At 62.7% G+C, this 12910-nt stretch carries 12 protein-coding genes and 2 rRNA genes; 6 read left to right on the top strand and 8 right to left on the bottom strand.

The annotated features are described in order from the left end of the window. Positions 1–245: 245 nt before the first annotated feature. Together FCF25_RS06100 and FCF25_RS06105 are read left to right on the top strand one after the other, a co-directional pair. Positions 246–593: a hypothetical protein gene (locus FCF25_RS06100; protein WP_117595261.1), complete on the top strand. Its 348-nt coding sequence runs from the start codon at positions 246–248 to the stop codon at positions 591–593. Between the two features lie 67 nt (positions 594–660). After that, positions 661–879: a cell surface protein gene (locus FCF25_RS06105; protein WP_117595262.1), complete on the top strand. Its 219-nt coding sequence runs from the start codon at positions 661–663 to the stop codon at positions 877–879. A 258-nt stretch (positions 880–1137) separates the two neighbouring features. Here the strand turns inward: FCF25_RS06105 and FCF25_RS06110 are convergent, their stop codons facing one another. Next, positions 1138–1524: an SWIM zinc finger family protein gene (locus FCF25_RS06110; protein WP_117595263.1), complete on the bottom strand. Its 387-nt coding sequence runs from the start codon at positions 1522–1524 to the stop codon at positions 1138–1140. 190 nt (positions 1525–1714) lie between these two features. On the opposite strand from FCF25_RS06110, the gene FCF25_RS06115 reads away from it, so the two are divergent. After that, the gene (locus tag FCF25_RS06115; RefSeq protein WP_168191212.1) at positions 1715–3568 is read left to right on the top strand and encodes a thrombospondin type 3 repeat-containing protein; all 1854 of its coding nucleotides are present in this window, start codon (positions 1715–1717) and stop codon (positions 3566–3568) included. A gap of 21 nt (positions 3569–3589) precedes the next feature. Here the strand turns inward: FCF25_RS06115 and FCF25_RS06120 are convergent, their stop codons facing one another. Beyond that, positions 3590–3898 (bottom strand): HalOD1 output domain-containing protein, encoded by a 309-nt coding sequence (locus FCF25_RS06120; RefSeq protein WP_117595265.1) that lies wholly within the window; start codon positions 3896–3898, stop codon positions 3590–3592. A gap of 262 nt (positions 3899–4160) precedes the next feature. On the opposite strand from FCF25_RS06120, the gene FCF25_RS06125 reads away from it, so the two are divergent. Continuing rightward, positions 4161–4508, top strand: coding sequence for a four-helix bundle copper-binding protein (locus FCF25_RS06125; RefSeq protein ID WP_117595266.1), 348 nt, complete (start codon positions 4161–4163; stop codon positions 4506–4508). 188 nt (positions 4509–4696) lie between these two features. After that, entirely contained in the window at positions 4697–6151 is a 1455-nt protein-coding gene (locus FCF25_RS06130) for an arylsulfotransferase family protein (RefSeq protein ID WP_117595267.1), read from the top strand. Between the two features lie 71 nt (positions 6152–6222). On the opposite strand, the gene FCF25_RS06135 is transcribed toward FCF25_RS06130, so the two are convergent. The 3 genes from FCF25_RS06135 to FCF25_RS06145 all read right to left on the bottom strand — a co-directional run bounded on the left by FCF25_RS06135 (position 6223) and on the right by FCF25_RS06145 (position 8251). Continuing rightward, a complete protein-coding gene (locus FCF25_RS06135; RefSeq protein ID WP_232819756.1) occupies positions 6223–6507 on the bottom strand; it encodes a hypothetical protein in 285 nt (94 codons plus the stop codon). Next, the gene (locus FCF25_RS06140; protein ID WP_117595268.1) at positions 6504–6881 is read right to left on the bottom strand and encodes a helix-turn-helix domain-containing protein; all 378 of its coding nucleotides are present in this window, start codon (positions 6879–6881) and stop codon (positions 6504–6506) included. The genes FCF25_RS06135 and FCF25_RS06140 overlap by 4 nt, the downstream gene beginning before the upstream one ends. A gap of 122 nt (positions 6882–7003) precedes the next feature. Continuing rightward, on the bottom strand, positions 7004–8251 hold the full coding sequence (locus FCF25_RS06145; protein ID WP_137047713.1) for a redox-regulated ATPase YchF: 1248 nt from the start codon (positions 8249–8251) through the stop codon (positions 7004–7006). A 155-nt stretch (positions 8252–8406) separates the two neighbouring features. On the opposite strand from FCF25_RS06145, the gene FCF25_RS06150 reads away from it, so the two are divergent. Then, positions 8407–8685 (top strand): hypothetical protein, encoded by a 279-nt coding sequence (locus FCF25_RS06150; protein ID WP_117595270.1) that lies wholly within the window; start codon positions 8407–8409, stop codon positions 8683–8685. Here FCF25_RS06150 and FCF25_RS06155 read toward each other — a convergent pair whose 3' ends face one another. From FCF25_RS06155 to FCF25_RS06165, 3 genes are all read right to left on the bottom strand, one after another. Further along, positions 8686–9543 (bottom strand): hypothetical protein, encoded by an 858-nt coding sequence (locus FCF25_RS06155; RefSeq protein ID WP_137047715.1) that lies wholly within the window; start codon positions 9541–9543, stop codon positions 8686–8688. A 159-nt stretch (positions 9544–9702) separates the two neighbouring features. Further along, positions 9703–9824 (bottom strand): 5S ribosomal RNA (rrf, locus tag FCF25_RS06160). Positions 9825–9987: 163 nt separating this feature from the next. Then, a 23S ribosomal RNA gene (locus FCF25_RS06165) occupies positions 9988–12903 on the bottom strand. Positions 12904–12910 lie beyond the last annotated feature (7 nt).

Consider the following 12910-nt stretch of genomic DNA (forward strand, 5'->3'; position numbering starts at 1 on the left):
TCGGCGTGACGGCACGTAGTCGGAAGAGCCCCGTGTGCGTGAAGTCGACGAGTACACAGCCGGGATGTGGGACAGTCGAGACGGGAGCGGCCGCGCTCGGCTCGCGCCCGAATGTCGGTGCTCGTTTTACCGTCCGCGCGCCCATAATTGCTGGGGTGCGAGTGCTGCTGTCACAGACTGTTTTATCGACGAACCAATCTCTTTTGGCCGTTTACCTATGATAGTTCGATATAAACGTTCGAGCGATGCACGACAGACCCGTCGACGCAACTACGTCCGAACTCGGAAGTCGCCTGGTCACGTCGTTCTCCACCGAGCAACTCCAGACACTCTTCGCCAGCAGTCGACGTCAACAGGCCGTTCGAGCGCTCCAAGCGTGCTCGCAACCGACGACGTTGGACGCACTCGTCGACGCTGTCGTCGCGCAGAATCCGGGAGAGATCTCCGACGAGGCGACGGACCGAAAACGAATCCGAGTCAGTTTGTACCACGTAGACCTACCGAAACTCGAAGCGGCGGATATTCTCTACTTCGACAAGGACGAACGGGTCGTCACCGAACTCTCCGACGACATCGACGGGGTCAGTCTGTAATCTTCCGTCGAACTCCCAATCTCTTATGGGGTCATCTTCACACCGGAGACGAACCTGTGTAGACACAGTGGCGCAGATCGAAATCACGCTCCCGAACGACAAGCAAGCACAGTTCGAGCGTCTCGCCGCGGAGGAGTTTCTCACCGAAGAACGCGCGATAGAGGGGTTGCTCTCGGTCGGACTCGAAGCCTACCGGGACGTCGCTGACCGAACCGAAACGGAAGTCGAACGGAGTCTCTTCTCCGCGGACGCCGAAGACGAGTACGGCCAACGCGGAGAGCTATAACTCGTCAGACCGTTTTCTCGCCGACTAAGAACCGACCGGGAGCGTCGCTACAGTCGCTTCGAGCGCCGAGTTTCGGAAGTCGGACCGTTCACACTCGCACACACGAACATCGTGAGATTTTCAGACTGTGTGAAAATTGTGACGGGCGGCGACCGAGGAGCCAGCGAGCGTCGTTCGACAAATCACCGCTCGGCGAGTCACGAACCGCCGCTCAGCGAGTCACGAACCGTCGCTCGACGAGTCGTCACAGGTCGGGCGTTATCGGCGGTCGAACCGTTCGATCGTCGATAGGAGGCCGACGTACTCGGCTCGCCGGGTGGCGAGTGCGGCCAGCCGGTCGTCGAGGTCGGCGAGCGCGGTGTGAACGTCGTCCGCGACGGTTTCGGTGTCGCGGTCGCCCACCTCGAACTGCACCCGCCTGACGTGTTTGCAGCGGACGTCGCGGTACTGGAAGTCGGGACAGGTACACGCCGGTTCGCGCGTGTCGACGACGTACTCGTCGCCGTTACCCGTGCGGACGCGGTAGAAGTCGGGGGCTTCTCTGTCGACGAACATCGTCTCGGTGAGCGCGCGCACGTCGCGTTCGTCGACGGGGTCCGAAGTCGATTCTGCTGTCGTGTCTGGAACGTCTGGTTTCGAGGTCATGTGTCGCCTTGGTGTGTTTCGGCGAGGCGAAGTTCGGTCGTCTGTTCGCACGCTGTTCAGGTGCTGCACGGGCATAAATCGACGTTCCGTCGGATTCCGGACGGGTCGGGTGGGAGCGTCGTCGGCCAATCTGTGCAGGCTGCCCGACGTCAGCAAAACGCTGATAGTCGCTTCCGCAGATAGTACTACCGTGACTGGACGCGTTCGACGGCCGCTCGTCGTCTTTCTGGCCGTGTTGCTTTTCGTCCAACCAGCGAGCGCCGGAGTCGCGGTCGGCGATGGCGGCGGCGTCGGCGGTGCCGGCGGAATCGAGGGCGTCGGAGGAGTCAGTGGTGTCGACGACGTCGGCGGTGTCGGCGCCGAGAGCGGCGACAGCAGCGAAGTCGTCGACGACCCGGCGTCGTCTCCGTCCACCGCGACTACCGCCCTCCAGCCGTCGGTGGCCGAAGAGGCGACGGCTATCGGCATCGAGCAACGAATCCGGCTCTCCAACCCCGAACCGTCCGGACGGGTCGGCGCCGAGGTGACCTACCACCTCGCCGACGAGACGACCGCGCTCGAGCTTCGGTTCCGCGGGAACTCGTCGCGGACCGTCTCCGCGTCCGACGGGTTCGAGCGGGTCGAACCGGGCGTCTACCGCTGGGACCGGGAGACGTCTCGTCCCACGCTGGCGTTCGAGCGGTCGGTGAGCGAGACGACGCTCGACCACTACGGCGCGGGCGTCGACACCGGCGAGTGGGCCGCCGTCGACGTCCGCCGGCTCACCCCATCGATTCGAGGACGGACCGTCGGTGCGACCGGCGTCTCGACGAACGTCACCGTCGAGGGACCCGGTTACGCCACGTCGGTGTTCGCGTTCCTGGGCCCGGTCGACGTGTACGACCGGACGGTCGGCGACGAGCGGGTCTCCCTCGTCGTCCCGGAGGCGGCGTCGCTGAGGTCCGAACCGTCGGCGGTGCTCGACTCGGTCGCCTCGGCGGGTGCCCGGTTGCCGGAGAGCGAGTACGAGGCGACGCACCTGTTCGCGATTCCGGCGGAGTCGGTCCGAACGACCGCCGGCGGCTTGAGCTTCGACGGCGGGGCGACGGCGTGGGTCCGCGACGACGCTTCGGTCGACGCCGACAGCAACGTCTGGGTACACGAGTACGTCCACCTGCGGCAGTCGTACCGGGCGAGCGAGGAGATGCGGTGGTTCCGCGAGGCGAGCGCGGAGTACTACGCCAGCTACCTCTCGCTGCAGTCGGGCGACCTCGCGTACGAGCGGTTTCGAGGAACCGTGAGCACCGACGCCCACGCCGACGCCGTGTTGTCGACGCCGACGAACTGGTCGACTCCGCTCGTGCCGTATCGGAAAGGCCCCCGCGTGCTCGCGTCGCTGGACGCGTCCATCCACGAGGCGACCGGCGGCGAGCGGACGCTGACGACGGTGTTCGAGCGGGTCAACGCCCACGAGGGCCGACTCGACTACGAGTCGTTCCGGGAGATAGTCGTCGAAGTGAGCGACCGGTCCGTCGGCGACGACCTCGACCGGTACGTCCGGACGACGGCGGCCCCGCCCGTGCCGGACCGCCCAGCCCTCTACACGCAGTATCCGGGTGACGACCCCGACGGCGACGGCCTCACCAACGCCGAGGAGCGAGCGGCCGGGACCAACCCGTTCGTCGCCGACGCCGACAGTGCCTCGGCGGGAGACGGACACCCGCGGACGAACGGCTCGGCCGCCGAAGACGGCGGTGAGACGGACGACTCGGGAGAGACGGACGACTCGGGTGAGGTCTCCGACGTCGACGGGGAGCGTTCGGGGTCGAACGACGCGGCGGGCGATACGGACGACGACGGGCTCTCCGACGCCACCGAGCGCGAACTCGGCACCGACCCCGAACGGGTCGACACCGACGGCGACGGCTACGGAGACGGGCGAGAGGTCGACGCGGGAACCGACCCGACGCGACGGACGAATCCCGTGGCGTTCTGGGCTGCACGAGTGCTCACCTCGCTGAAATCGGTGGTGTCGGCGGCGGCGGTCGGGCCGGTCGGTGCGTGACGGACGGTCGCTCCGGGGACGTTAGCCGTCGAGCGGACGAACGGCGACGGCGTCCGGCGAGATGACGACTTCGCAGCCGTTGAACAGGAAGACGAACTGACCGTCGACCGCCGGCTTCGACGGGCGGTCGGTGAAGAGGTCGTCGAGCGCATCCGGGTCGACCGTTCCGTACAGTTGGTCGAGTTCGAGCGGGTCGCGATCGACCGCCCTCGCCACGGCTCTGATGACGACTTCGCTGACGGGGTCACCGGCGATAGGGAACGTCCGATACGACTCCTCGGTGATGCGATAGCCCAACGAGTCGATACCGTCGTCTGTGCGCTCCGTCATGCTACCTCCACTCGCCGGATGTTCTCATACGCGAAGGACCACACAACGGCCCTAAGCAGTTATGATAACCACGCGCGCCTACAATGTCAACTGGGCCATACTGTCGTCCAGCGGTCGTCGCCTTCGACGCCCGGTCGACGCGGACGAGGTTTCGGAGGATAACTGCCGTCTCGACTCGGATTCGAATCCGAAGTTCGAGCCGTCGATGGGGTGGTTCTCACAGGCACAAAAGGCTAAATGCTGGACGTTGACCCTACCGTGCATGGCGCTTCAACAGATCTCTCACCTGTCCGACGAACAGCGCGACTGCCTCGACAACTGCCTCGAAGCGACGCAGGCGTGCGAGTGGTGTGCCGACGAGTGTATCGACGAAGGCGAGGGGATGGAACGCTGTATCCGACTCTGCCGAGACGTCGCCGACGTGGCGTCGATGCACGCGCGGTTCATGGCTCGCAACTCGAACTACAGCAATCACCTCGCGGAAGTGTGCGCCGGCGCATGCGAAGAGTGCGCCGAGGAGTGCGAACAGCACGACCACGAACACTGTCAGGTGTGCGCAGAAGTGCTCCGCGAATGTGCGGAGTCCTGCCGGAACATGGCGTCGGCGTAACGCTGCCGGTTCGGTCGGCGGGAGTCGCCGACCGCCGAAGCGACCAACGAACGACACGATTTTTCGTCCGAGATTCAGTTCGCTGAGGAAGACATATTCGGCGATAGATACGTTCTCGGAGGGTAATCCGCCCCTACTCGTCGAGAATGGTCACAAGGGATAAACCGGCTCTCGCCGATAGCGTAGTCATGGCCGGACGGATTAGTCTCCGAGTTGTCTTCGCCGCCCTCATCGCGTTCGCCGTACTCGCCGTCGGAGTCGGGTACGTCTCGTCGGCGACCGAGTCCACGTTCGAGAGCAACCTCGACGGGGATAGCGTCGCCGACCCGAGCGCCCAGATCGCCCCCGAAGCCGACGGTATCACCGTCGTCGCCACGGACTCGAACTCCTGGCGCGGCGAGAGCGCCGACGGACCGCGCGCGCGGGCAGAACTGGTCGCGTTCAACCCTAACGGATCGACGCTGTACTACAACGACACCCACACGCGCTACTGGGACGTCGACCCCGTCGAGGGCACCGACGCGACGGTCGAGTACCTGTACGCCGACCACCTCGACCCGAACCAGTGTCCCGACGAGTGGGACGCCGAAACGCTCGGCGTCGACCAGGAGACGCTCGACACCTACCTCGAAGCGCACGGAGACGTGAACGCCTGCACCGAGAACGGCATCGAGCGCGTGAACCTGACGACCGGCGAGACCGAGACCATCTACTCGGTCGAGACGCCCGGGAAGCACTCCTCGCGCTGGCACGACGGCGACCGCATCAACGAGACGCACTACGCCGTCGCCGACATCCTCTTCGACCGGATGTTCGTCGTGAACACCGAGACCGAGGAGATAACGTGGACGTGGAACGCCAGCGAGGAGTACGACCCCGCCGACAGCGGCGGGCCGTACGCCGAGGACTGGACGCACATGAACGACGTCGAGGTGCTGGAGGACGGTCGGTTCATGCTGAGTCCGCGCAACATGGACCGCGTCATCTTCGTCGAGCCCGGTGAGGGCGTCCAGGAGGACTGGACGCTCGGCGAGGAGGACAACTACGACATCCTCAACGAGCAGCACAACCCCGATTACATCCCCGAATCGGAGGGCGGACCGGCGGTCATCATCGGCGACTCCGAGAACAACCGGGTCATCGAGTACCAGCGCCAAGACGGCGAGTGGGTCGAGACGTGGAAGTGGCGGGACGCCCAGATGCAGTGGCCCCGCGACGCAGACCGGCTGCCGAACGGCCACACGCTCGTCTCCGACTCCAACGGCAACCGCGTGTTCGAGGTGGACGAAGAGGGAGAGGTGGTCTGGAGCGTCAACATCGCGTTCCCCTACGAGTCCGAGCGCCTCGGCACGGGTGACGAATCCAGCGGCGGTCCGAGCGCACAGTCCGCCGACATCGGCTCGCGCAACCCGTCGGTCGACGAGCAGTTCTGGATCGGCCTCAAGAACGTGATACCCGGGAAGTATCTCAACGGCCTGATGTACATCACGCCGGTGTGGATGGGAATCCCCGAACTGTTCGCGCTCGCGGTCGGCCTCGTCGGTCTCGTGGGGCTCGTCGGCGTCGAAGTCGGCCGGTTCGTCTCGCGACGACGCGGACGGGGAGCCGACACCAGCGCCGCGACGACCCGCGACGACGACTGAGGAGAGCTGGTCGCTCGGTTCCGACCGAACCGACCGTCCGGAACGCTGTCCCGTGTTCGCACTCGGCCGATTCAGTCGACGTACAGCGAGTAGACGATGACGGCGAATCCGACGGCGGTGAGTCCACTTTCGACGACGAGCGCGTACATCTGATCGGTCGCGAGCACCTGGTCTGCGGCGCCCGCGAGCAACGACCCGAGGGTGACGATACCGAACCCGATGGCGAGCAGTCGAAGCGCCACCGCCCCGGTCCGTCGGTACGCCTTGTACGCGTAGTAGGTGATGAGTCCGCCGAGAACGAGGGTGAGCGTCTTGAGCGCGACGACGAGCGGACTCAGCGTGGTCGGGTCGATCACGTCTCCCTCCGGACCTGCGACCACAGGTCTGCGAGCCGCTCGTCGGCGGACTGCGGGCGCCGGGTTATCACTACCTCGAACTGCCGGCTCTCGTCCAAGCCGATTTCGACCGACTGAAACGACACCCGATACCAGGTGGTGTGGTGGCCGTCGCTTCGAATCTCGGTCTGTTCGTCGAGCAGCGACGCGTCGGTGAGGCGCTCGAGTTTGCGGTACATCGTCGATAGGGGTATGTCGCAGGCGTCTGAGAGCTGTCGTGCGGTCATGGCATCGTCGAGTTGCCGAACGATAGTCCGACAGTCGGGGTCGTCCAGGGCGTCCAACACCTCCTGGAGTGGGGCTGCGCGAGCGGATTCCAGTTGCTTGCGCACCATCGACCGAGTAATTCGACGGCGGGAAGATAGTTCGTTCGGCTCACAGGTGGTCGGTTCGTATCTTCGCCCGCTCGATTCGACCGATTCTCGCCGCCGGCGTCAGACCGCTCACGTCGGAGCGCTCAGTTCGTCGTGAGTATCTCGACCACGTCGCGGTGGCCGAGCTCGTGGCCCGAACCGATCTGACGACCGCTACGGCAGTCGATGCCGTGGAGCAACCCGTCGCCGATGTCGGAGTGGAGGTGGTAGGCGAAGTCCTCCGTCGTCGACTCCTCGGGGAGGATGAAGCAGTCGCGGAAGACGCCTTTCTCGTCTTTCTTGCCGTTGGCGCTGCCGGGGAAGATGGCGATACAACCGAGCTCGTCGAAGAGGGCGGCTTCGAGCGCGGCCTGCACGCCGGTCCCGCCGTACGCCTCGACGAACTCCCGAATCTGTTCGAGGCCCGCCTCCTGTTCCTCGGAGACGTTCGCGGGACGGTTTCCGTCCCGCGAGCCAGCCGGAACGTCCTGCGTTCCGGCGACGTCGCCGACGATATCGAAGGTGGCATCGCCAGCGTCGTACTCGACGATACCCGCTTCGTCTGCGTTCTTCAGTGCTTTCTCCGCGTGCGCGCTCGCGGGGACGAACGTGAGGTGGTCGTAGTCGGGGTCGGCGGTGACCTCTTCGTAGTTCGACTGAGCGACGGGTTTGTCCATCTTGTTCGCCGCGATGACCATCGGTTTCGTCCGCTTGCGAATCTCGCGGGCCAGCGACTCGCGTTCGTCGGCGTCCCACGTCTCGGGGTCGAGTTCGAGCCCCTCCGCGAGGATGACCTGCTTCATCCGGTCTTTGTCGATTTTGAACGCGCTCATCTGCTCTGCGAGGTCTTCTTCGATGTGTTTCTCGTCGCCGTCGTAGCCGCCCCGGTAGCGTTCGATTCCCTTCTCGAGGATTTCGAGGTACCACATGTCGAGTTCGTCCTCAAGGAAGTCGATGTCGTCGCGGGGGTCGTGGCCCTCGGTCGCCTCGCCTTCGATGTCCGTCTCCCCGGAGAAGTCGACGACGTGGACGAGCACGTCCGCCTCGTTGAGGTCGGTGAGAAACTGGTTGCCCAGGCCCTTCCCCTCGTGCGCGCCGGGGATGAGACCGGCCACGTCGACGAGTTTCGCCGGGACGTAGCGGGTGCCGTGGCTGCAGAATCCCGTGTTCGGGGTACACGTCTCGTCGAACTCCGGTGCTGCGCAGTCGACGCGAACGTACGCCTCGCCGATGCTCGGGTCGATGGTCGTGAAGGGGTACGCGCCCTCCGGAACGTCGTTCATCGTCGCCGCGTTGAAGAAACTGGATTTGCCCACCGAGGGTTTGCCCACGAGGCCGATCTTGTAACTCATTGGTCGTTCTGGCGGAGCGACGCCCAAAAACCGTTCTACCCGCGTCGCGTGTGCGTGAAACTGTCGTACACGCGCCTTCGGAGACGGCCGGCCACCTTCGCCGCGCATCGAGGGCGTTCAACGGCTCTTTGTGTCTCTCCGACGAACGACCGCCCATGAGCGATACGTTCGGCGTCGGCATCCACGTCACCGAGACCGACCTCCAGTTCGTCGTCCGCGTTCCCTCCGACATCGACTCGGGGTGGACCGACCCCGAGGAGTTCCAGCGGCTGGTCGAACGCGTCGTCTGGGAGCGACTCGACCAAGAGACGGTGCTGCGCGACATCTCGACGTCGACACCGACCGGCGAGACGGTGTCTCTCGGAACAGTGACGCTCGACCCGGACGGAACTGTCGTCGAGGAGTCGCTTCGCGCGCCCTCGACAGGGTCGTAGTTACCCGCTTTCGTCTGTCCTCGACAGCGACTCGCCGACCGCACCGAGTAGCTCGGCGTCGTACGTCGTCAGGTCGTAGCGGTTCGACCCGACGGTGTCGTTCCACAGTTCGATGACGCCGAGTTCGACGAGCGCTTGCAGCGCGACGCCGAGGCTCTGCGGCGTCGTCTCGGTCTCTCCCAGTCCAGCGTGGAGCTGTCGGGCTTGCGGATAGCTTCGGGTCGACTGCTCGATTGCGCGTTTGGCGTCTCGCCAGTGTCGGCGGAGATACCCGAAGTTCGTCGGGTTCTCCGCCCGAAGCCGGTCGATTCGGGTCGATATCGGCTCGGCGATGTCGACGCTGTCGAACAGCTCGGCGACGGACGCGTCGACGGCGCCGTCCTCCGCGTGACAGATTCCGAGCACGGTGTCGCGCTCGGCGAGTTTGTGGAGCGTCCGCAGCAACGGAGTCGCCGAGTTACCCTCCAAAAGCGGCGTCAGCGACTCAATCCAGACGAACAGCAGTCGTTCCGACGCGGGTCGCGCGAGTGCGGTCTCGAGCGTGTCGGCGACGACCTCGGGTGAGACCGGCGCAGACGTGTTCGTCAGAGAGGTACCGCCGAAAACCGAGGGACTCGGCGTCGAAGCCGCCGTGCTCCGTGTGGTCTCGTCGATAGCGAGAATCGTCTGTCCCGCCGGTTCCGGACCGACCTCCGTTCGCCACCGGTCGAGCCACTCGTCGGGCGTCGTCTCTGTCAGTACGGCGACGACGTCGACCGACGGCGTTCGGGTCAGCGTCGACGGTAGCGGCGCTTCGTCCTCGGCTCTTCGAAGGTGGAGTCCCGAACGGACGGCCGACGGTGTCGACGAGTCACTCATAGAGATGTTACTAATACATGTCATGCGGGATAGAAAGATAAGTGTGCCGGTGGTCTGATGATTGTATTCAGCCGCGGCGGAATATAACCACAACTGTTCGAAATAGAAACGCCCGCGGAGCGGTGCTATCGCTCTGCGGGTGGTGGATGAAGTATGAGTGGTAGGCGGCGAGAACGTGTTTCCAGAGGCTCGCGCACTCCAGTAGTTGCGTTCACGCTGGTGAGCTTAACTTCCGTGTTCGGGATGGGTACGGGTGTTACCTCACCGCTGTGGCCGCCTTAACGCCGACGAACGGAGTCGAACCGTTCTCGCTTCCAAAGTCGGTCTTGCAAGACGAATGTCTTGGGCTTACTCGAACCGTGTTGTACGTGCAATCCAGTAAACGCCTGGACCCGTTCGACGGTCGAACGAATGCAGCGTCTGAAAACCTCTATACCCATGCGGTATGAGTGATGGCTGGTCTGTTAGTGCTCGCGGGCTGAACAACTCGTTGCCTCGTTGCGTACACCCCGAGTCTATCGAACTCGTCTTCTACGAGTGACCTTGGTGGTATCTCTTTTCCATGTGGGTTTCGAGCTTAGATGCGTTCAGCTCTTACCCCGTGTTGCGTGGCTGCCCAGCAACTGCCCTGTCGGACAACTGGTACACCAGTGGCAACCAATCGTAGTTCCTCTCGTACTATACGATCGTTCACGTCAGATACCTCGCACCCCCAATAGATAGCAGCCGACCTGTCTCACGACGGTCTAAACCCAGCTCACGACCTCCTTTAATAGGCGAACAACCTCACCCTTGCCTGCTTCTGCACAGGCAGGATGGAGGGAACCGACATCGAGGTAGCAAGCCACCGGGTCGATATGTGCTCTTGCCGGTGACGACTCTGTTATCCCTAAGGTAGCTTTTCTGTCATCGACGGGCCCCATCTATGGGCCTCGTCGGTTCGCTAGACCACACTTTCGTGTCAGCGACACTCGTTGGGAATGTCACTGTCAGGCTCTCGTTTGCTCTTGCGCTCTTCTTCGGGTTTCCGACCCGAATGAGAGAACCTTCGGGCGCGCTCGATATCTTTTCGAGCGCGTACCGCCCCAGTCAAACTGCCCGGCTACCGGTGTTCTCCTCCCGGAGTGAGAGTCGCAGTCACTGACGGATAGTATTTCAATGGCGCCTCGGTGGCCCGCTAGCGCGGGTACCTGTGTAGCGGCTCCTATCTATGCTGCACATCAGCGACCACGTCTCAGCGACAGCCTGCAGTAAAGCTCTATAGGGTCTTCGCTTCCCCTTGGGGGTCTCCAGACTCCGCACTGGAATGTACAGTTCACCGGGTCCAACGTTGGGACAGTGACGCTCTCATTGATCCATTCATGCAAGCCGCTACTGAAGCGGCAAGGTACTACGCTACCTTAAGAGGGTCATAGTTACCCCCGCCGTTGACAGGTCCTTCGTCCTCTTGTACGAGGTGTTCAGATACCTGCACTGGGCAGGATTCAGTGACCGTACGAGTCCTTGCGGATTTGCGGTCACCTGTGTTGTTACTAGACAGTTGGAGCGTCCGAGTCACTGCGACCTGCCCTGTGAGGGGCAGGCATCCCTTCTTCCGAAGGTACGGGACTAACTTGCCGAATTCCCTAACGTCGGTTATCCCGACAGGCCTTGGCTTTCTCCGCCTGAGCACCTGTGTCGGATCTCGGTACGAGTATCACGCTCGTCTTTTCACGGGCCCGAGGTTGGATCGACTTTCGCTGTCTCACTGTTCGTCCGCTTCGTGCCATGACGGCTTCCACGGAGTTTAGTGATTCGACCGGACGACTGTCCGGCTCGATCTACCCCCAGGCGTCGACTTTGAGTGGTGATAGCACTGGAATATTAACCAGTTACCCTTTTGTCCCATTCGAGTTACGGTGGGACTTAGGATCGGCTAACCCTCGGCTGATTGGCAGTGCCGAGGAACCCTTGCTCATTAGGCCGTCGGGGTTTTCACCCGACTCTCGCTGCTACTGTGACCAGAATTTTCGTCACTGAGCGGTCCACGACGAGTTCTCACCCGTGCTTCCACCCGCTCAGAGTGCCGACCTACTGGATTACTCTGTAAGAGTACCGCCGGGTCTCGGAAGTGGACTTGAGCCCCGATCATTTTCGACGCCTCAAACCTCGGCCGGTAAGCTGTTACGCTTTTCTTAGAGGGTTGCTGCTTCTAAGCTCACCTCCCGGCTGTTTAGGGCTCGAGACTATCTTCGATTGCACTTAGTCCACATTTTGGGTCCTTAACCCAGCTCTGGGTTGTCTCCCTTACGGTTCACAGGCTTACCCCGCAAACCGGACTCCCAGCTTCTACGACGTTCGTAAGTTCGGAGTTTGACAGGGAGGCCGACTCCTCTCGGAGGCGGGTCTCCCAATCGGTCGCTCTACCTCACGAACTATCTCTGCTGAGGTCATGCTTCGACATGTTTCGGTCGGAACCAGCTGTTGCCGAGTTCGATGGGCCTTTCACCCCTACACATGGGTCACGAGAGGGTATTGTAGGACACCAACTCTAACAGGCCTCCACGTGGCTTTCGCCACGCTTCACCTTGCCCCCGTGTAGATCACTCGGTTTCGGGTCGTACCCACTCGGCTCCCCGCCCTTGAAGACGGTGACCCTGGCCGTGAGGCTGCGGTCGTATCGGTTTCCCTGTGCCTTCCTCGATAATCGAGTTAGACTCGCCGAATAGGTACACTCTCTGGTTCGTTTTTCAAAACGCACGACGCGACATCGGCTCCCCTCAAGTCCTACTGCGGAATCGCTTCCGGGTCGTTTGTTGAGGGGCCTTTCATGCCCCGTCGTTCCATCGCCACCTGATTTCAAGCTCTATTGCACGGTCCTTCTCGGAGTGCTTTTCAGCGTTCGCTCACGCTACTTGTTCGCTATCGGTCTCGAGGAATGTTTAGTCTTGGCTGAGGATGCCAGCCATGTTGACGAGGGATATCCGACCCCCGCTACTCTGGAGTTGACCCACGACCGCTCGTCGACGATACGGGGTTGTCACCCTGTATCACGCTTCGTTCCAGAAGACTTCTCGTCGATGATTGGTCGATGGTGGTCAGTCCGAACACCACATTGCCCGTGAGGGCTTCGGTTTGGACTGTGTCGTCTTCACTCGCCGTTACTAACGACATCGCGGTTTGCTTTCTTTTCCTGTCGGTACTAAGATGTTTCAGTTCCCGACGTTCCCCATTGCGCAAAGGCAATTGTGAAGGGATTCCCATTAGGAGATCCTCAGTTCTTGGCTTCCATGCAGCTCCCTGAGGCTTATCGCAGCTTGGCGCGTCCTTCTTCGGTTCTCGAGCCGAGCTATCCACCAGATGGCAAAGTAGCCATACGATGGTATAG

It is taken from the genome of Haloprofundus sp. MHR1 (assembly GCF_005155585.1).
Taxonomy (GTDB): Archaea; Halobacteriota; Halobacteria; order Halobacteriales; family Haloferacaceae; genus Haloprofundus; species Haloprofundus halophilus.